The 17,666-nt window shown below is 70.6% G+C and carries 17 protein-coding genes and 1 pseudogene; 11 read left to right on the top strand and 7 right to left on the bottom strand.

The window, feature by feature from the left end:
- Nucleotides 1–14: 14 nt before the first annotated feature.
- A complete protein-coding gene (locus ACH4G3_RS17815; RefSeq protein ID WP_397625350.1) occupies nucleotides 15–1,016 on the bottom strand; it encodes a helix-turn-helix transcriptional regulator in 1,002 nt (333 codons plus the stop codon).
- 136 nt (nucleotides 1,017–1,152) lie between these two features.
- Here ACH4G3_RS17815 and ACH4G3_RS17810 point away from each other — a divergent pair, with 136 nt between their 5' ends.
- Nucleotides 1,153–1,548: a RidA family protein gene (locus ACH4G3_RS17810; RefSeq protein WP_397625515.1), complete on the top strand. Its 396-nt coding sequence runs from the start codon at nucleotides 1,153–1,155 to the stop codon at nucleotides 1,546–1,548.
- A gap of 270 nt (nucleotides 1,549–1,818) precedes the next feature.
- On the top strand, nucleotides 1,819–2,490 hold the full coding sequence (locus ACH4G3_RS17805; protein ID WP_397625349.1) for a pyridoxamine 5'-phosphate oxidase family protein: 672 nt from the start codon (nucleotides 1,819–1,821) through the stop codon (nucleotides 2,488–2,490).
- A 102-nt stretch (nucleotides 2,491–2,592) separates the two neighbouring features.
- Here the strand turns inward: ACH4G3_RS17805 and ACH4G3_RS17800 are convergent, their stop codons facing one another.
- Together ACH4G3_RS17800 and ACH4G3_RS17795 are read right to left on the bottom strand one after the other, a co-directional pair.
- Complete coding sequence (locus ACH4G3_RS17800) at nucleotides 2,593–3,699, bottom strand: FAD-dependent oxidoreductase (protein WP_397625348.1); 1,107 nt, start codon at nucleotides 3,697–3,699, stop codon at nucleotides 2,593–2,595.
- A 133-nt stretch (nucleotides 3,700–3,832) separates the two neighbouring features.
- Nucleotides 3,833–5,398, bottom strand: coding sequence for a COG1361 family protein (locus ACH4G3_RS17795; protein WP_397625347.1), 1,566 nt, complete (start codon nucleotides 5,396–5,398; stop codon nucleotides 3,833–3,835).
- 269 nt (nucleotides 5,399–5,667) lie between these two features.
- On the opposite strand from ACH4G3_RS17795, the gene ACH4G3_RS17790 reads away from it, so the two are divergent.
- A complete protein-coding gene (locus ACH4G3_RS17790) occupies nucleotides 5,668–6,855 on the top strand; it encodes a beta-ketoacyl-[acyl-carrier-protein] synthase family protein (protein WP_397625346.1) in 1,188 nt (395 codons plus the stop codon).
- On the opposite strand, the gene ACH4G3_RS17785 is transcribed toward ACH4G3_RS17790, so the two are convergent.
- Together ACH4G3_RS17785 and ACH4G3_RS17780 are read right to left on the bottom strand one after the other, a co-directional pair.
- On the bottom strand, nucleotides 6,821–9,007 hold the full coding sequence (locus ACH4G3_RS17785; protein WP_397625345.1) for an ATP-binding SpoIIE family protein phosphatase: 2,187 nt from the start codon (nucleotides 9,005–9,007) through the stop codon (nucleotides 6,821–6,823). The genes ACH4G3_RS17790 and ACH4G3_RS17785 overlap by 35 nt on opposite strands.
- A 220-nt stretch (nucleotides 9,008–9,227) precedes the next feature.
- Nucleotides 9,228–9,710 (bottom strand): ester cyclase, encoded by a 483-nt coding sequence (locus tag ACH4G3_RS17780; RefSeq protein ID WP_397625344.1) that lies wholly within the window; start codon nucleotides 9,708–9,710, stop codon nucleotides 9,228–9,230.
- 74 nt (nucleotides 9,711–9,784) lie between these two features.
- On the opposite strand from ACH4G3_RS17780, the gene ACH4G3_RS17775 reads away from it, so the two are divergent.
- The gene (locus ACH4G3_RS17775) at nucleotides 9,785–10,255 is read left to right on the top strand and encodes a MarR family winged helix-turn-helix transcriptional regulator (protein WP_397625343.1); all 471 of its coding nucleotides are present in this window, start codon (nucleotides 9,785–9,787) and stop codon (nucleotides 10,253–10,255) included.
- 38 nt (nucleotides 10,256–10,293) lie between these two features.
- On the opposite strand, the gene ACH4G3_RS17770 is transcribed toward ACH4G3_RS17775, so the two are convergent.
- Nucleotides 10,294–11,115 carry an endonuclease/exonuclease/phosphatase family protein gene (locus ACH4G3_RS17770; protein WP_397625514.1) on the bottom strand — a complete coding sequence of 274 codons (822 nt, stop codon included), beginning with the start codon at nucleotides 11,113–11,115 and terminating at the stop codon, nucleotides 10,294–10,296.
- Between the two features lie 236 nt (nucleotides 11,116–11,351).
- On the opposite strand from ACH4G3_RS17770, the gene ACH4G3_RS17765 reads away from it, so the two are divergent.
- Nucleotides 11,352–11,747: a nuclear transport factor 2 family protein gene (locus tag ACH4G3_RS17765; protein WP_397625342.1), complete on the top strand. Its 396-nt coding sequence runs from the start codon at nucleotides 11,352–11,354 to the stop codon at nucleotides 11,745–11,747.
- Nucleotides 11,748–11,913: 166 nt separating this feature from the next.
- Here the strand turns inward: ACH4G3_RS17765 and ACH4G3_RS17760 are convergent, their stop codons facing one another.
- Nucleotides 11,914–12,423: a MarR family winged helix-turn-helix transcriptional regulator gene (locus ACH4G3_RS17760; protein ID WP_397625341.1), complete on the bottom strand. Its 510-nt coding sequence runs from the start codon at nucleotides 12,421–12,423 to the stop codon at nucleotides 11,914–11,916.
- Between the two features lie 259 nt (nucleotides 12,424–12,682).
- On the opposite strand from ACH4G3_RS17760, the gene ACH4G3_RS17755 reads away from it, so the two are divergent.
- The 6 genes and pseudogenes from ACH4G3_RS17755 to ACH4G3_RS17730 all read left to right on the top strand — a co-directional run bounded on the left by ACH4G3_RS17755 (nucleotide 12,683) and on the right by ACH4G3_RS17730 (nucleotide 17,664).
- Nucleotides 12,683–13,039 (top strand): J domain-containing protein, encoded by a 357-nt coding sequence (locus tag ACH4G3_RS17755; RefSeq protein WP_397625513.1) that lies wholly within the window; start codon nucleotides 12,683–12,685, stop codon nucleotides 13,037–13,039.
- 60 nt (nucleotides 13,040–13,099) lie between these two features.
- Nucleotides 13,100–13,314, top strand: a pseudogene (locus tag ACH4G3_RS17750) (Hsp70 family protein); the annotation flags it as partial.
- 189 nt (nucleotides 13,315–13,503) lie between these two features.
- Nucleotides 13,504–14,046, top strand: a complete 543-nt coding sequence (gene grpE / locus ACH4G3_RS17745; RefSeq protein ID WP_397625340.1) for a nucleotide exchange factor GrpE — start codon at nucleotides 13,504–13,506, stop codon at nucleotides 14,044–14,046.
- 109 nt (nucleotides 14,047–14,155) lie between these two features.
- Nucleotides 14,156–14,548, top strand: coding sequence for a DUF2267 domain-containing protein (locus ACH4G3_RS17740; RefSeq protein WP_397625339.1), 393 nt, complete (start codon nucleotides 14,156–14,158; stop codon nucleotides 14,546–14,548).
- Nucleotides 14,549–14,718: 170 nt separating this feature from the next.
- Nucleotides 14,719–15,705, top strand: a complete 987-nt coding sequence (locus ACH4G3_RS17735) for a hypothetical protein (RefSeq protein ID WP_397625338.1) — start codon at nucleotides 14,719–14,721, stop codon at nucleotides 15,703–15,705.
- Between the two features lie 84 nt (nucleotides 15,706–15,789).
- Nucleotides 15,790–17,664, top strand: a complete 1,875-nt coding sequence (locus tag ACH4G3_RS17730; RefSeq protein ID WP_397625337.1) for an HSP90 family protein — start codon at nucleotides 15,790–15,792, stop codon at nucleotides 17,662–17,664.
- Nucleotides 17,665–17,666: the final 2 nt, after the last annotated feature.

Here is a 17,666-nt window from a genome sequence, read left to right as displayed (position 1 = left end):
CGCGTTACGGCGCCTCATGACGGCGCCTCTTCACGGTACTTCGGGGGACGCTCGGCGTAGCGGGCGGCGATCGCGGCGGCGCGGTTGTGCAGTGATGTGCGCAACGACTGCGGGGTGAGGGCTTCGGCGTCCGTGCCGAGCTGCCACAGCGCCCATTCGGCGTGTCGTGCGTCCTGGAAGGTCACCTCCAGCCGCAGCCAGCCGTCTGCGTCGGGTTCCTCCGCGCGGACGGCCAGCGCGGTGTCCAGCAGGTCCTCCCGCCGCGCCGGGTCCACCCGTACGAGCACGGTGATGTGGTCGCTGTCGGAGAGAAACCGCGCGGAGCGTTCCCGCCAGATCCGGTCCAGATCGACCTGGTTCGGTCGCTGTGCCGTTTCGGGGAGTTCCTCGGCGGCCAGCACCCGCGACAGCCGGTAGGTGCGGTCCGCGCCGGATCTCGTGGCCAGCAGGTAGACCCGGTCGCGTACGGTGACCAGGCCGATCGGGTCCACCGTGCGCCACTGCGGCGTCCGGCCCGTGGCCGCGTAGTGGATACGCAGCTTGTGGCCGGCGAGCACCGCGCGCCGGACCTCGATCATGGTGGCGTCGGGTACCTCCTCGGTGACCAGCCGACGTGCGAGCAGGTCGGTCTCCGGCTCGACGAGAAAGCGCCGGGCCGCGTCGCTCGCGGTAGCCCGGTGGCCTTCGGGCAGCGCGTCGACCACCTTCCGCATGGCCGAAGCGAGCGCCGAGCCGAGGCCGAACACCAGCTCGCCGCGCCCCGATCCGGCGGTCAGCAGGGCAAGGGCCTCGTCGTGGTTCAGACCGGTGAGCTCGGTGCGGAAACCGGGCGACAAGGCGAAACCGCCGTGCCGACCGCGCTCGGCGTAGACCGGGACGCCGGCGGCGGACAGCGCCTCGATGTCGCGCAGCACGGTGCGGGTGGACACCTCCAGCTCGCGGGCCAGCGTGTCCGCAGTCAGCCGACCGCGCTGACGCAGCAGCAGCACCAGCGAGACCAACCGGTCGGCGCGCATGCGAAAACCCTATCGGAATACATGACCATGGGTGTCGTGATTCGCTGCGAGGCTCGTTGACACGACGGCGACGCCGGCAGCTGCCGAGCCGATGGCCGTACGTACTCCCGATGATTCGAACGGAGCTGACGTGGCAGTGGAACGAACGGCGGTCAACCCGGTGACCTGGTCGGTGGAGTTGGGGTTCAACCAGGGTGAGGTCGTCTCCGGGCACACCCGGACCCTGTACATCTCGGGGCAGACCGCGATGAGCGACGAGGGCAAACCTCAGCACGACGGTGACATGGCGGCGCAGTTGGCGCTGAGCATCGACAACCTGGAGGCCGTGCTCGGCGAGGCCGGCATGTCCCTCGCGGACGTCGTCCGGCTCAACGTCTACACGACCGACGTCGATCTGCTGTTCCAGCACTACGGCGTGCTGGCGGGGCGGTTGGGCGCCGCCGGGGTGGCGCCGACCACCACGATGCTCGGGGTGACGCGGCTGGCGGTCCCCGGCCAGCTGGTCGAGCTGGAGGGAACCGCCGTCGCGTGATGCGACCTCGCCGCCTCTGCGACAGCGGAGGCGGCCTGGGCAGGGCCGATGGTCGAGGCGAGGACCACACCTCGACCAGTCCGTAGATCATTTGCGGAACACGTCTTAGTCTGTCAGCCATGGCCGGTGTCGATTTTCGGCCTGCCAGGTGACGAAATCAGTCACGTGGGCCGAGGTGAACACCGAGAACAGGGCCGGAACACAGACACGAGTCCCGATCCCACGGCTCGACGAGCCGCTGCCCTGCCGACATCCCTGTCAGGAGGACCGTTGCACCACGATGAACGGGCAGACCGGCCCGGTAGCCACGGCGAGCACCAGATCCAGCATGAGCTGGGCACGGTCGGCCGCGCCGACCGGTTCTACGACGAGCAGGTTCTGGACCGGCTCAACCCACGCATGCAGGAGTTCGTGGCCCGTCAGGAGATGTTCTTCCTCGCGACCGCGGACCGTCACGGCGAGTGCGACAGCACCTTCCGGGCCGGCCCACCGGGATTTCTCCGGGTACTCGACGACGCGACTCTGGCCTACCCGGAGTACCGCGGGAACGGCGTCATGGCCTCGCTCGGCAACATCCGGGAGAACCCGCACGTCGGCATACTGATGATCGACTTTTCCCAGGACCGTATCGGTCTCCATGTCAACGGCCGCGCACAGCTGGTCACCGATGACGCCATGCGCCTGAGGATTCCGGGCCTACCGGTTGATCCAATACCCGGCCGCCGCCCGCACGTGTGGGTGGAGGTCGAGGTCGAAGAGGCGTACATCCACTGCTCGAAGCACATACCGAGGCTGGTCAGAGCACCGGTCCGGCAGAACACCGACAGTGTGGACCGTTCCGCTGCCGACGACGAGCGGGCCTGGGGCACCGACGACACCAAGCGCAAGGGTGGCGACTACTTCGGAGCGGCGGCCCAGGAGCGCGGACTGGCTCCCCGCTGAAGCCCGGCCGGCGACGACTGATCACGGCATCGCCCGCACGACAGCGTCAGACTGATGGCCCGCGATGTGGGTTTTCGGGCATCAGTTCGAGGCTTGACCGGCTCATTGGCCCTTCCCGGTGAACCAGTCGATCACGCCCTGGGCATCCATCTCGGGCATCTCGTCCATGACGGTCTCGGCGCTGCGGGGGAACATAGCCTGCTCGTACTCGGTGAGCGCCGTCTCGATGTCGTCGGGGTGCGCGGCGAGGGCTTCACCGAGTTCGGCGCCGTCGAGCATGGCCAGGTTGGCACCCTCGCCGTTCGGAGCCGCGAGGTGGGCGGCGTCGCCGAGCAGGGTCACTCCCGGCACCCTGTCCCACCGGTGTCCGGACGGCAGCGCGTGGAGGGGGCGCAGCACCGGCGCGACGTCGCTGTCGGTGATCAGCGCGGTGAGTTCCGGCGCCCAGCCGTCGAATTCCTGCGCGATCCGCGCGGTGGCCGTGGCGGCATCGGTGAAGTCGATGGCGGCGAACCAGTCCTGCGGCTCGGACACCCCGACGTAGGCGTGCAGAGTGTCGTTCTTTTCCCGGTGAGCGAAGATCTCCCTGCCCGGCGAAGGAGCGATCAGCATCCCGTCGCCGACGGCTTTCGCGGCGGCCGGGTGCCGTGTGCCGGCGTCGAACAGGTAGGTCTCGACGACCGATTTGCCGATGTACTCGGGTGTGGCGGTGGACAGCAGCGGCCGGACGCGTGACCACGCGCCGTCCGCGCCGACCAGCAGGCTGGTCACGACGGTGCCTCCGTCGGCGAACGTGACCTCGTGGCGCCCCTCGCCGAGGGCACGGACATGGCTGACCTTGTGCCCCCAGCACACGGTGCCTGCCGGGAGTGAGTCGAGCAGCAGCTGTCGCAGGTCGCCGCGCTGCACCTCGGGGCGTCCGCCCATGCCGTCGTCGGGCTGGTCGAGCAGGACGGTCCCGTCCCGGTCGAGGACCCGCAGCGCCTGGCGGCCCTCCAGAACGATGGCGTGGAACTCGTCCATCAGCCCGGCCGCCTTGAGTGCGAGCTGCCCGTTGTAGTCGTGGATGTCGAGCAATCCGCCCTGCGCGCGTGCCGAGGGGGAGGACTCCGCCTCGTGGACGATGACCGGGATTCCGTGCACGTGCAGGACGCGGGCCAGCGTGAGTCCGCCGAGTCCGGCGCCGATGATCGTGACTGGGGTGTGCATGGTGGCTCCTTCGGGATCGGGCCGCCCGGTGAGTTCCGGTCGGCCGTCTCTGGAAAGGTGCCAGCCCTGACCTATGAGCCACCGACAGTGCTCCGACGTCGCACCGACACCGCAGGTCAGCTGACTTGGCGTTTCAGCGGGTAGGCCCGCGGCGGCGGACGACGAGGGCGACGGCGCCCAGCAGAGCGGCCCCGGCCGCTGCGGCGATGAGCGTGCGGCCCGTGCCCGTGGCGGTCAGGGGGTCGCCGGACGGTGCCGCCGCGGTCGGTGTGGACGGCGCGCCGAAGGAGAAGGTGATGCTGTCGTTGGAGGCGTCCGGGTCGTGAAGGGGGATGCCGGCCGGGCCGGGACGCACGGTCGCTCTGCCCTTGGCGCCGTCGTAGCCCTTGGCCCGCTTCACCCACAGTTCGAACAGCTGGCCCTTGCCGGCTGCGACACCGAACGGCACGCTGCACACGTAATGCCGGTGGCCCGCCTCGAAAGGCGCAGTCGTGGTGCTGCCGACGCGGAGAAGGCAGGGGCCGTAAGGACTGTCCTCCTCCTCCATGTGAGCGGTGCCGTCGGCGACCACGCCCCTGGGCAGGACGACGTCGACCACGGCGACGGACTTGTCGTCGATCCCGTACGCGGAGGCCGGTCCGTGGTTCACGGCGTTGATGTCCAGGAGCCATTCGCCCGCCCTGCGGCCTGACCTTGTCGTGGCTTCGGCCGCGAGGTCCGCGGAGTTGTCGGCCGCGACGGTGAACCGGCCCTCGCCACCGTGCTCGAATCCGCCTCCCGTTCCGGACGCCCGTACCAGGGTGAGCGCCGGCCCGGTGCCCCGGTGGCTGCCGCCGCCGGGTTGTTCGCGCGGCTTGAGCAGCCTGGCCGAGTAGTCGGTCACGGCGGTCAGGACGTGCTCGCCGACCGTGGCGGTCAGGGGGCTGCTCAGCTCCACGGTGCCCCCCGCCGGCACGGAGTCCGAGGAAACCGGGAAGACGCACGTGACGGATGTCTGGCCGCCGGGCTCCCGGGGGTCATCGCCTTCGCCGTAGGCGCAGTTGGAGTACTTGCGGTCGAAGACCAGACCGCCCTCCGATTCCCAACGCAGCATGATGCGCCGGTCGGTGGCCAGATCCCCGGTGTTGCGCAGCCGGAGCGGCACATCGATCCGGGAACCGATCCTGGCGTGCGTCACGTCGGGCACCCTGCCGACGTCCAGTTTCGGGGTGCCTACGACCACCTTCGCCTTCGCAGTGGCGCCGGTGGCACGGTCGGCGGTGAGGGCGTACGTGATCGTGCCGCTGACGCCGGGTGTGGCGCCCGCCTCCGTACGCAGGGTGAAGTCGACCGAACGGCTCTGCGAGGCGCCCTTGTTGAGGCAGGTGAAGACTCGCCCGTCCGCTGTGCACCGCGGGTCGTCGACCGTGACGCTCGCGATGCCCGCGAGGTCACTCGCATCGATGACGAGCGAGTCGTTCGTGGGAACGGGGACCTGTGCCCCGCCGTCCCAGAACATCCAGCCCACGGTGACCGACTGCGCCCCCGCCCCCACGTTGACTTGTTTCTCGGCGCTGATCGTCGCGTACGCCCGAGTCGGCAGGGGGGACGGTGTCGCAGAGGCATCTCCGCCTACGGCGAGGGCACCGGGTGCGCTGGGCGCCAGGGCCAGCGCCAAGGCAGCCAGCACTGCCCCGAACACCGTGCGCTGAGGGTTCATACACGTTTGATGCGCGAGGTGTCCTGAAAGTTGCGTCCCGGGCCGTCCACCTCGATGCGGCGGTGTGTGCCGTATCACGCGACTCAGGGCGCCTAAGTTGCGTCCATCACAGCGGAAATGTCCCTTTAGCATCCATGCTCGAAACGGACACCGACGCCCGAAGTGGAGCTCATCGACACCCTCTGGGCGCGAAGTTCCAAAGTGACCCAAGACACAGCACCAGCGACGTTTTCCTGTCACCCCCTGTCCCCCTTGGAAGGTGCCCCGATATGGCCGCTTACCTCTGCCCTCCTACCGTGATACACGGCAAGCACGCCGTAACGACCAGCCAGATCGTGGCAGAGGTGAGTGATCGGCACCCGCATGCTGCGTGGGCGCCGCGGATCGACGGCATCGCTGCCAGTACGGGCATCGAGACCCGCGGGTGGATGCTACCGCTGGAGACCGCCGTCGCGCCCGGCAACGGCAGCGGCCTGCGGGCTGTCGGCATCGAGCCGGCCCAACAGGCGCTGGCACGCGAAGGGTTTACCCAGCAGGACGTGGAGCGCGTGATCGCCGCCCTCGAGACCATACCCGCGCCGCAGACCGTCCAGGAGCGCACCGCTCCGGCCTGGGAGGCCGTGCAGTCCTACGGGGAGCATGCGGCGCGCGGGGCCCTGCAGAGCGCCGGGCTGGACGTCAGGGACATCGATTGCGTGATCACCAGCCACTCCACCACCCCGGCGCTGCCGGGCCTGGACATCGCCCTGGCCAACAGGCTTCAGCTCCGCAGCGACGTGATGATGCTGCCGGCGACGCAGTGGGCCTGTATCGCGGGCACCCGTTCCCTGGCGCTGGCTGCACAACTCGTGGCCGCGGACCCCGACCGGGTGGTCCTGATCGTCATCGCGGAGGCGCTGAGCACGACCTACCAGCCCGCGGACGACACCCTTGAGTCGCTGATCGTCCGGTTGCTGTTCGCGGACACCGCGGTCGCCGCTGTGGTCACGGGCCGCCCGAGGCGCGAGTCGGTGCTGCGGCTGGACGCCTCCTGGCACCACACGCTGCCCGGTACCCAGGACCTGCACCGCTTGGAGACACGGGCGGACGGCACCCACTTCGTGATGGACCGGCGCGGACCGCGCGCCGTGCAGGAGACGGTCACCGCGATGTGGGACTGGCTGCGCGTCCGCTACCAGGACGAGCCCGGCTCATGGCACCCCGACGTCCTGCTCGCGCACCCCGGCGGAACCCGGGTGCTGGAGTACATGGAGCAGACGATGCCCGACGCCTGGCCGTCCGGGCTGCTGGACTACAGCCGGGACAGCTACACCAGCGGCAACCGCGGAGGCGCCGCCGTGTTCGACATCCTGCGGCGGGCGCATGACGCCGGGCGGCTGAAGCCCGGCGATCGCGCCGTGCTGTACGCGGCGGCACCGGGTCTCACCGCCACCGCCCTGGAAGGGGAGTGGCTGTAGCGACCTCCGCCCAGACCACCTTCCCGGTGTCCGTCCACCGCACCCCCCACCGGGTGGTGAGCCTGTGCACGATGCCCAGGCCACGACCGCCGTCGTCGAGCGGGGCCCCCCGCCTCAGGCGTGGCCTCCCGTTGCCGGAGTCACCCACCTCGCACACCAGGCCGTGACCGGTCCTGATCAGCCGTATCGTGAGGGGACCGGTGGCGAAGCGCACCGCGTTCGTGACCAGCTCGCTGACCAGCAGCACCGCGCTGTCCCGGGTGTCGTCCCTGGTGCGCCATTGCCTCAGCAGCGCGGAGACCTGCGCGCGGGCACGGGCGGGGGCGTCGTAGCGGGCGGGCAGCCGCCAGGTCGCGGTGTCGCCCTTGCGGTAGCCGATCATCCGAGCGAGCAGCAGGGTCACGTCGTCGCGCTGGCGCGCGGGCACCAGCTCGGAGACGACGTGCCGTGCGGCCTTCTGCAGGGCGTCCCAGGGGTGCACCGTGGACACGGCGTCCGCCAGCCTGCCGATGCCCTCGTCGATCGACATGGCCGGATCCTCCACCAGACCGTCGGTGTAGAGGGCGAGCAGGGAGCCCGGAGGCGTGTCGAACGTGTACACGTCGAACGGCTCCCGCAACGCGAACTCGGCGCCCAGACCGGGGTGAGGGTGGACCGGGAGCGGGCTCGCCTGCCCGTCCGGAGAGACCAGGACCGGGGGGACGTGGCCGGCGCTGGACAGCGTCACGTGGTGGCTGACCGGGTCGTAGAGGGCGATGCAGCACGTCGAACCCAGGGCGCTGTAGCCGGCCGCCAGCCCGGACTCCGCGTCGTCCAGCAGCGTCACGGTCTCGTCCAGGTGCTCCAGTACCTCGTCGGGCGCGAGCCCCGCGGACAGCAGCGCGCGGGCCTCCATGCTCAGCTGGCCCATGGTTGCCGCGGCTCCCAGGCCGTGGCCGACGACGTCACCGACCACCAGCGCTGTGCGGCCGTCAGGCAGCGGAAAGCTGTTCACCCAGTCGCCGCCGACGCCCGCGCTGTCGGGGGTGGCGGGCTGGTAGACGCTGGCGATCTGGATGGTGTCGCCGCCGCTCCGGGGCAGCAGCCGGCGCTGCAACGCCAGCACCTGCGTGTGCTCGCGCTGGTGCCGACGGGCCAGGTCGACGTGATGGGCTGTCCTGGCCACCAGTTCCTGCAGGTCGAACAGCTCGCTGTCGCGGAAGGGGCAGTCCGCCCGCCGCCAGACCTCCGCCACGCCCAGGACGACGGGCGGCGCGCCGTCCAGGATCAGTGGTATGCATGCCACGGCCGCCGCCCGGTCGCCGGGCACCAGGGCACGCACCACTCGCGGACTGGCGAATACCCGTTCGACCGCCTCCCGGTCGGGTATGACGATGGTCTGCGGAGCATCGTCCCGCAGTACCGCCTGCGCCAGCAGGCGACTCGCGTCGCCCGGAAGATCGTCACCCGGAGTCACGTAGCCCTCGGGCCACGCCCGGTCCGGCACCAGAGCCGCCCGGCGCAGTCGGATGGGCCCCTTCGCCCGCCCCGTGAACTCACCCGTCCATACGGCGAAGTCGAGGTCGACGGCGGCCACGTCTCCCCAAGCCAGCAGCGACTCCGCCAGCGACTGCGCGGTCTCTCCGATGTCCAGCGAGGTACCGATCGCGGTCTCGGCGGCGTAAAGGTGCAGCCTCCGCGCCATGGCGATCAGGGAGACGGTCAGGCCCTCCTCGGGTGCCGCGGCGGGCAGGATGCTCATCGAGACCACCAGCTCCGACCCGTCGCCGCGTCGCAGTCGCTGGATTCGGGCGACGTGCGCCTCACCGGTCTCCACGACCTGCCGCAGCCGCCGTGTGACCGTCGGTACGTCCCCGGAGGGCAGGAGATCGACGAACGGCCTCCCGACCACGGCGTCCAGACCCTCGAACACGGGGGCGTCCAGGTTGCAGCGGGTGATGACCAGATCCCTGTCCAGGCCGACCGCACCGAGGATCTGATCCTGACGGCCGGCTGCCGGGGTGTCGGGTACACGCCGACGCGTGGTGCGCTCGCCCTCCGTGTCGGCGGGACTGGCGGCCGCCGCCGCTCCCCCGCGCGGGATGTAGCGCCCCAAGGCTCTGCTGACCAGGTCGTACGCCGAGGAGGACGAAGGGGAGGGTGTGGAGTCCATGCGGCTCTCTCAGCAATCCCCGGGACGGCACCGGGGCAGTACTCGGACCCGTGCGGCGGGGCCCGGAGATCCCTGACCGCACACCTCATTGAATAACACCGGGGGCCGCTTCGCCCACACCAGCGAATCGCACGGTGAACACGGACAGTGAGGGAATGCTGTGGCAGGTGGGAGCGCAGCCGTCTCCGCCGCGTAGCGCCAATCCCGCGATGTTGCCCGATCAGTTCTGAGCAGGTCCGTTGGGGCCGGAGACGGCCCCGAGCTGGGCCAGGCCGTCGAGGATGTCGGTACACGTCCAGTACTCGACGAACCTGCCGTCGGCGACACGCAGGATGTCGTGTCCGCTGAAGGAGATCTTCGTGCCGACGGGGGCGGTGGCCTGCGGGATGCCGCCGGTGTAGGTGGCGCGCATGGTCCAGCGCGCGGCGATCAGGTCACCGTCGACGATCGGTCCGAGGTCGACGGTGATGGTGATGTCACCGAAGGCGGCCATGGTCTGCTCGATCTCGGGCACCAGCCGCGCCGGACCGGTGACCGCCTCGGAGTCACTGCCGTCGGGGCGCGCCTGGTGGACGAGGAAGCCGGGAGCGAGGATGTCCTCGGCCTGACGGAGATCACCGCGCCACATCCGGCTCCAACGCTCGTAGAGGGCGCGCAGATTCTCGGGGTTGTGCACGGTCATGGGTTCTGTCTCTGTGGTCATGGTAGAAAGATGCTGCATCGCGCGGTATCTGCGCAACACAGATATTGACGAGTAAGAATCCAGAGGGTGACGTCATGTCAGACCGGTCCACCCGCGCGTCGGCGGTCGCGGCGGTCACCGCGGCGGCCCGGCGCCATCACGCCGCCTACACGCTGTTCAACCAGGCCATGGCCGAACGGCTCGGCCTGCATCCCACCGACCTGCAGTGCGTGAGCCTGCTCGGCCTGGAGCCCGGCCCGCACACCACCGGCGAGATCGCGAAACTGACCGGGCTGACCTCCGGGGCAGCCACCCGTCTGGTGGACCGGCTGGAGAAGGCCGGCTTCGTGGAACGCCGACCCGACCCACACGACCGGCGCAAGACGCTCGTCCGCCTCACCACCGCGCGCACTTCAGACCTCGAGGCCACTTGGGACACGCCCGGCAGGGCCTTCGACCGCGCTCTGGACGACTTCACCGACGCCGAACTCGCCGTGATCGAGCGGTATCTGCGGCGCATCACCGATGTCGGCAGCGAGCAGACCGCACGCATGCGGGAAGGCTGACGGGGCCGTCGCACGCGGATCCGCCGGACAGACAGACCCTAGGCCGGGCCCAGGTCGGCGTGCACCAGATGGTGGTCCGAGAACGAGGTGGGTCGCACGCCGTGCTCGAGCGGGACCATGCCTCGCGGGAAGACGTAGTCGAACTTGCTCTGCCAGTCGGTGGTCGGCTCGCAGGCGCCGGCGGGCGAGGGGCGGCACCCGGGGTCGGAATCCGCGGCCAGCTTCCACATCGGGGCGAGTTCGGGAGCATCCGGCACCGCGTTGAAGTCGCCGAGAACGACGGCGCGGTCGTACCGGGCGACTTCTGCGGCGAGTACGCCCACCTGGTCCGCCCGGACTTCCTCCTGACGCCGCTGGGCGAGGTGCGTGTTGAAGACCCGGACGCGCCGGCCGTCGACCGTGGTGGTGACCGCCATGTACCCACGGTCCTCGGATCCGCCGTCGGGGTATTCCACGCTGACGCGGTCGGTCATCGGCGCAGCCGAGAGGACCGCCTGGCCGAAGGCTCCCGGGCTCCACGGCACTCCCCCGCAACGGCTCCAGTCCTGCAGAACCGTGCCGTACTCGACGTGGTAGACGAGCCCGTGGAGGCTCTCCAGGTACTCCCGGATCCTCTCGACGTCGCGAACGCACGCTTCCTGCAAGCCGATGACCTGGGGCGCATACGCCGCGATATCCGCCGCGCGGCCGACGTTGCTCACATTGCAGGGGTTGCAGATGTTCCAGGTCATGACCCGGTTCGGTACGACCTCTTTGACGGCTGTGACGGGCAGTGACCTGCCGGACAGGGCACCGCTTGGCGCACTGGGGCCGACGAGCACCATGCAGGCCACTGTCATGGCGCCCGCGAGCAACCGCATGCCCCTTCCGAACACCAACGCCTCCTCAGTGCGGTCCACATGGCATCTGACGTACCCAGGCACGAGGTTATGGGACGGGGGGCGTCAGCAACACGCACTTCTGCCGGTGCCGAAGAGTGCGCAACGCGGAACAATAATCTCCAGAAGTTGCTTCCATGGAATATAAATGGTTTGCTGACCGCCTCGACTTCGCCCGACAGCCGCCACGCCAGCACAAGAACCCAGGAGCAACCACCATGAGCAACGCGAACACCGACATCGCCCGCACCTACTTCCAGGCTGTCCGGACGGGAGACATGGCCACTCTCGGCGAGCTCCTCGACGCTGGCATCGTCTGGCACCAGCCCGGCGCCAACCAGTTCTCCGGCGACCACAAGGGCCAGGGCGCCGTCTTCCACATGCTCGGCAGCATGATGGAGGCCAGCCGGGGCACCTTCGCCATCGACGAGATCCACACGCTCATGGGCAACGGCGACCTGGTCGCGGCGACCATCCGCTTCAGCGGCCACCGCGACGAGGCGTCGATGAGCATGGACGGCGTCGACGTCCTGCGTATCGAAAACGGCAAGATCACCGAGATGTGGCTCTTCTCCGGCGACCAGGCCGCCGAAGACGCCTTCTGGGGCCGCTGAACCCATGGGTTTCGGAGGATCCCGACGACATGCCGCGCCGGGGCGGCCCCTTCGACGCCCGTTGCATGGCGCCCGTTGCGTGGTTGTGGGCTGATGGCCCGGGCCGGGTCGACTCAATCCCCCGGCCCCCGCCATCAGCCCACGGGCATACCGGAGTCGTCGTGGCTCACGATGCCGGCCGACCGGGCTGCTTCGGCGCCCGCGCGCCCTGCACCGAGGTCTGCCCGGCGGCCTTCCGCTCCGCGTCCAGGGCGCGTCCGGCCGCCCGCAGCGTGCCGAGAACCGCGGTCAGCTCGCGTACGGACCGCTCGGGAATCACCGACCCGATCCGCAGTTCGAGCTCCTCCTCGAAGACCTTGACCGCCCCGTCCACCAGCTTCCGTCCCTCCGAAGTCAGCTCGACGATGGAGGAACGGCGGTCGTCCGGATTGGCCCGCCGCTCGCACAAGCCCGCCGCCTCCAGACGGTCGACCACCTTGCTCGTGCCACCCACCGTGATCGAGAACTCCTCAGCGATGTCCTGGATCCGCCGCCCGGGCCGCTGCCGCAGCAGGTGCAGCACCTCGAACGATGTCAGAGGCAGGTCGTACTCGGCCCGCAGCCGCCCTTCGATGCCGTTCCACAACTCGATCTCCAGCGAGACCAGCTCCCGGTACAGCCGCTTCAGGTCAGCCATCACTCATCTTCCGGAGAATTATCTTCCTTGGATGATTCAGGGTACGACATCGCCGTCAGCGGGCCCGAGGCCCTGGTAGGTGAGGGGCCGAGGGCGGGCGCGCTTGCGTCGAAGACACGCTCAGCCCCTGACTGAGTCGCACGTGCACATGCTGCCGCGACAGCACCCACGCTTGACAGCAGGGGACTCAAGTTTTATTTCAGGACTGTGAGCAGGCAGGGGTGAAGGCGCAGCTCGCAGCGGCGAGGCGGTGGCCGGGATGCAGGAGCGGGAGCAGCGAGCGGACCTGTACGCGGTGCTGGGGGTGGAGCCCTCGGCGTCGGCCGAGCTGATCACTTCCGCCTTTCGCGCCCGGGTGCGTGAGCTGCGCCCCGACACCCGCGTCGACACGGCCACCGCCGCACGGTTCGGTGAGGTGCGACAGGCCTACGAGACCTTGCGCGACCCGGCCCTGCGCGCGGCCTACGACCAGTCCTGCGAGCGGACGTACCACCGCGGGCCTGCCCCGGCTCCGCCCGTACGGCCCGCGCGGCGCTACGTCGTCCTGCTCGGGTCCGCCCGCCCCGAGCCCGCGCTGCGCGCCGGTCCCGTCCGGTGGGAGCGGACGTCCCGGTGAGGTCGCGAAACCCCCGCAGGACACGTGAGAGACGGTGACGGGCGAGGAGGGAGAAACCAGATGGCACGGGCGGTCGGTATCGACCTCGGTACGACGAACTCGGTGGTATCGGTCCGCGAAGGCGGCGAGCCCACCGTCATCACCAACACGGAAGGCGCACGCACGACCCCGAGCGGCAGGCCGTGACGAACGTGGACCGAGGTGACATCGACGGCAGGCGGTACACCGCGCAGGAGATCTCCGCGAGGGTGCTGCATTGGCTGAAGCGGGACGCGGCAGGCGATCGACCGGACGGCGCAGGCCGCGCAGCGGATCGGCACGGCGCTGTACGACACGTCGCGGGCCGGGCAGCCCGCGGGTGCCGCCGCGGGGACCGCGGGCGGCGATGCGGCCGGCGGCTCGTCCGAGGATGATGTGGTGGAGGCCGAGATCGTCGACGATGACAAGCCGGAGGCTGGCTGACGATGACCGGGAGCGGGCCGCAGTACACCGAGCTGGCGGAGCTGCGGCGCCTGGTGGAGGAGCGGACCGCCGACCTTCAGCGGGTGAAGGCCGAGTACGACAACTACCGCAAACGGGTCCGGCGGGACCGCCTGGCCGTACGTGAGATCGCGGTGGCCAATGTGATCCGGGCGCTGCTGCCCGTGCTGGACTCAGTGGACCGGGCGTGTGCGCACGAGCCGCTCACGCCGGGACTGCAGGACATCGCCGACAGCCTGCAGGAGCAGCTCGGCTCGCTGGGCGTCACGTCGTTCGGCGAGGTGGGCGATCCGTTCGACCCCGCCTGCCACGACGCCGTGGCGCACCACGCCTCCCCCGACAGGGACCGCCTGGTCTGCTCGGCGGTCCTCCGGCCCGGCTATCGCCTGGGCGACCACCTGCTGCGCCCGGCTCATGTGGAGGTCGCGGGGCCGGCTCCGCCGGCGAGGAACGCGCACGGGGACGACCGAGGCGTACGGCCTTCCACCGCCGGTAGCACACCGCCGTTCCCCATCGCCCGAAGCTGATGCGCGGTACGGCCCGCGGTGACCGGCGCATACGTCGCATACCTGGGTACCGGGAAAGAGGGCATCGCACCGATGCCCCCGACGCTCCAGCAAGCGGAGGTGACGAACGATGCAGCACCACGAGTACCTCGCCCGCGTACGCGAGCTCGGCGAATACGGCAGCCAGGACGAGGCCGCAAGGGTCACCGAGGCGGTGTTGGGCGTGCTGGCCCAGAGGATCAGCCCGGGCGAGGTCGACGACCTCGCCTCCCAGCTGCCCGGACCGCTCGGTCAGGCACTCGCGGATGCAAAGCCTCAGCAGGCCGAGAGCTTCGGGATCGAGGAGTTCTGCCGCAGGGTCGCCGAGCGCATCGGCGCCCGGCCGCGCACCGCCGAGTGGGACGCCAGCGCCGTCCTGACCACCCTGGCCGAGGCGGTCAGCGGCGGCGAGCTGAACCAGGTCCTCAGTCAGCTCCCCTCCGGCTACGCCGGCCTGTTCGGCAAGGCCGATCTCGCCGGCTGACACGACCGGCCGGTCGGCGTGGGCCCGAACACGGCGTACGCCGACCGGCCGGACTGTGTCCGGACCCGGACGAGCTCCGTGAAACCCCGGTGAAAACCCTGTGGAAGCGGTGTCAGTGAGGCCGCATATGCTGCCCCGGACGATCACGTGGGATCAGGGGAGGGCGCAGCATGTTCGGCAAGCTGTTCGGCAGGGGTGCGGAGAGATCGGTGGCGGATCCGCATGCCCTGCCCGTCCCGCGCAGGCAGAAGAACGGGATGTACACGCTGCGTGCGCTCGGGGACGCCCGGGTGCTCGCGCTGGTCGAGGCCGCCGACGCGGGTGACTGGACGGCGGTCAAGGCGGCCCTGGAACCCTTCGACCTCGGCCGCGACCACCAGGTCCTCGGTGAGCTGGCCGACGTCGACGGTGTGCAGGACTGGATCGGCCGGGCCGTCGAGGAGGACAAGGAGCACCGGGCGACGGCCCTGCTGATATCCGGGGCGCGTCACATCATCTGGGGCTGGGAGGCGCGCACCGCCGAGCGTGCCGTGAACGTCACGCAGGAGCAGTGGCGGGTCTTCCACGAGCGGCTCGACATCGCCGAGGAGCAGCTGCTGGAGGCCGCCGAGCTGCGGCCGGAGTGGGTCACTCCGTGGCGTCGTCTCCTCACCTCCGGCCGGGGCATGTCGCTGGGCCGCGCCGTGAACGAGACCCGGCTCGACGCCGCCCTGCGCCGCGACCCGCTGGACCTGGAGACCCACCTGGAGTGGGTGTCGCAGTTGCAGCCCCGCTGGGGCGGCGAGCCGGGCCAGGCCCTGGCGTTCGCCCAGGAGGCGGTCGCCCGCGCCCCGCAGGGACACCGCCTCGGCTGTGTGATCGCCATGGCGTACATCGAGGAGTGGGTCGAGTCGGAGCGCGGGGACTACCTCGAAACCGACGAGATCCGGGCGCAGTTGCGGGAGGCGGCCGACCACAGCATCCTCCACCCCGCCTACGTGTATCGCCCGGGCTGGCAGCACGACTTCAACATGTTCGCCATGGCCCTGTCGCTGGCCGGTGAGCGTCACACGGTCCGGCGCGTGTTCCAGACGCTCGACGGCGCTTACACCAGCTGGCCCTGGACCTACTTCGCGGAGCCCGAGAAGCAGTTCGCCCGCCACCACCGCCGCGCCTGAGCGCACACCGGCCCGCCACCACCGCCGCGCCTGAGCGCGCCGGCCCAGATCCCGCCCGCCATCTCTCCCACTCCGGACTGCCCGATGACTCTGCCCGACACCGCCGCGAACCCGGCCGGCGCCGACCGCACCTTCCAGGTGGATCTGCGCGGCCTCGTCGACCTCCTCTCCCACCACCTCTACTCCAGCCCTCGCGTCTACCTGCGTGAACTGATGCAGAACGCGGTGGACGCGCTGACCGCCCGGCACAGCCTCGAACCGTCCGCATCCGCCGGCGCCCTCGGCATCCGCCTGTACGCCGACGGTTCGGTGGTACGCGTCGAGGACGACGGCGTCGGTCTCACCGAGGCCGACGTGCACACCTTCCTCGCCACGATCGGCCGCAGCAGCAAGCGTGCCGAGCAGGTCGCCGAGCAACGCGCGGACTTCATCGGCCAGTTCGGCATCGGCCTGCTCTCCTGCTTCCTGGTCGCGGACGAGATCCACGTCCTGAGCCGCTCCGCCCGTACCCCCGACGCACCCGCCGTCGAGTGGCGGGGACGCGGCGACGGCAGCTACACCGTCCGCGCCCTGCCCGCCTCCGCCCGTCCCAGGCCCGGCACCACCGTCACCCTGACGCCGCGCGCCGACGCGGGCGAGTGGACCCGGCCGGCGCAGGTACACGCACTGGCCCGGCACTTCGGCTCCCTCCTGCGCCACCCGGTCACCTTCGACGACGGCACAGGCGGCCCGGGTGGTCGGACTGGTCCGGATGGTCCGGGGGTGCCCGTCAACCCCGAGCCCGCGCCCTGGGCGCGCACGTACCCCACGCCGGGAGGCCGTTCCCGCGCGCTGGCCGCGTACGGCGAGGACGTCTTCGGGTTCACGCCGCTGGACACCATCGAGCTGGACCTGCCTGCCGTGGGCCTGAAGGGCATCGCGTGCGTGCTGCCCGAGGCGGTGCCGGCCGGGCGCCGCCACGGACACCGCGTGCACGTCAAGGGCATGCTGCTGTCCGAGCAGGCCGAGGAGATCCTGCCCGAGTGGGCGTTCTTCGTCCGCTGCGTCGTCGACGCCGAGAGCCTGCGCCCGACGGCGTCCCGCGAGTCCCTGTACGAGGACGACACCCTCGCCGCCGTCCGTGACGCCCTCGCCGAGCGGCTGCGCGCGTGGATCGCCCGGGCCGCGGCCAGCGACCCGGACCTGCTCGGCCGCTTCCTCCAGGCCCACCACCTGGCCGTGAAGTCGCTCGCGGTGCACGACGACGAGATCCTGCGGATGCTGCTGCCCTGGCTGCCGTTCGAGACCACCGACGGGCACTGCACCCTCGACGAGTTCGCGCGCACCCACCGCACCGTCCTCGTGACGTCGACCGTGGAGGAGTTCCGGCAGGTCGCCGCGATCGCCTCGGCGGCCGGGCTCGGCGTCGTCAACGGCGGCTACACCTACGACCGTGAGCTGGTCCACCGGCTGCCCGAGATCAGGCCCGAAGCGAGTGTCGCCGACCTCGACCCGGCGACCCTCACCGCCCACCTCGACCCCGTGGACCGGGAGACGGAACTCGCCGCCGCGGCCTACCTCGCCCAGGCCCGGGACGCCCTCGCCGTGTTCGACTGCGACGTCGCGCTGCGCACCTTCCAGCCCGCCTCCGCACCCGCTCTCCTCGTCGACAGCCGCGAGGCCCGGCACGAGCGTACCCGCTCCCAGCTCGCCCGTGAGCAGGAGGGCGGCCTGTGGGGCGACATCCTGGGCGCGCTGCGCCAGGAGGCCCCGCGTGCCCAGCTCATCCTCAACCAGCTCAACCCGCTGGTTCGCACCGCCGTCACCATCGACGAGCCCGAGCTGGCCCGCACCAGCGCCGAAGCCCTCTACGGGCAGGCCGCGATGCTGTCCCGGCGCCCGCTCAGGCCCGCCGAATCGAGCCTGATCAACCGCTCCTTCCTCGACCTCCTCGCCCACGCCCTCCGCAAGGACAGCTGACG

The sequence above is a fragment of the Streptomyces afghaniensis genome, from assembly GCF_044327915.1.
GTDB lineage: Bacteria > Actinomycetota > Actinomycetes > Streptomycetales > Streptomycetaceae > Streptomyces > Streptomyces afghaniensis.
The sequence above is the reverse complement of the archived record's forward strand: the minus strand, read 5'-3'. Positions and strand labels throughout refer to the sequence as shown.

Bases quoted from the DNA above. Each gene is read 5' to 3' on its own strand.
- ACH4G3_RS17775 (WP_397625343.1), top strand. From the start codon at position 9,785: ATGTCAGACCGGTCCACCCGCGCGTCGGCGGTCGCGGCGGTCACCGCG.
- ACH4G3_RS17735 (WP_397625338.1), top strand. From the start codon at position 14,719: ATGTTCGGCAAGCTGTTCGGCAGGGGTGCGGAGAGATCGGTGGCGGAT.
- grpE (WP_397625340.1), top strand. From the start codon at position 13,504: ATGACCGGGAGCGGGCCGCAGTACACCGAGCTGGCGGAGCTGCGGCGC.
- ACH4G3_RS17730 (WP_397625337.1), top strand. From the start codon at position 15,790: ATGACTCTGCCCGACACCGCCGCGAACCCGGCCGGCGCCGACCGCACC.
- ACH4G3_RS17790 (WP_397625346.1), top strand. From the start codon at position 5,668: ATGGCCGCTTACCTCTGCCCTCCTACCGTGATACACGGCAAGCACGCC.
- ACH4G3_RS17785 (WP_397625345.1), bottom strand. From the start codon at position 9,007: ATGGACTCCACACCCTCCCCTTCGTCCTCCTCGGCGTACGACCTGGTC.
- ACH4G3_RS17770 (WP_397625514.1), bottom strand. From the start codon at position 11,115: ATGCGGTTGCTCGCGGGCGCCATGACAGTGGCCTGCATGGTGCTCGTC.
- ACH4G3_RS17815 (WP_397625350.1), bottom strand. From the start codon at position 1,016: ATGCGCGCCGACCGGTTGGTCTCGCTGGTGCTGCTGCTGCGTCAGCGC.
- ACH4G3_RS17800 (WP_397625348.1), bottom strand. From the start codon at position 3,699: ATGCACACCCCAGTCACGATCATCGGCGCCGGACTCGGCGGACTCACG.
- ACH4G3_RS17760 (WP_397625341.1), bottom strand. From the start codon at position 12,423: ATGGCTGACCTGAAGCGGCTGTACCGGGAGCTGGTCTCGCTGGAGATC.
- ACH4G3_RS17765 (WP_397625342.1), top strand. From the start codon at position 11,352: ATGAGCAACGCGAACACCGACATCGCCCGCACCTACTTCCAGGCTGTC.
- ACH4G3_RS17755 (WP_397625513.1), top strand. From the start codon at position 12,683: ATGCAGGAGCGGGAGCAGCGAGCGGACCTGTACGCGGTGCTGGGGGTG.
- ACH4G3_RS17795 (WP_397625347.1), bottom strand. From the start codon at position 5,398: ATGAACCCTCAGCGCACGGTGTTCGGGGCAGTGCTGGCTGCCTTGGCG.
- ACH4G3_RS17780 (WP_397625344.1), bottom strand. From the start codon at position 9,710: ATGACCACAGAGACAGAACCCATGACCGTGCACAACCCCGAGAATCTG.
- ACH4G3_RS17740 (WP_397625339.1), top strand. From the start codon at position 14,156: ATGCAGCACCACGAGTACCTCGCCCGCGTACGCGAGCTCGGCGAATAC.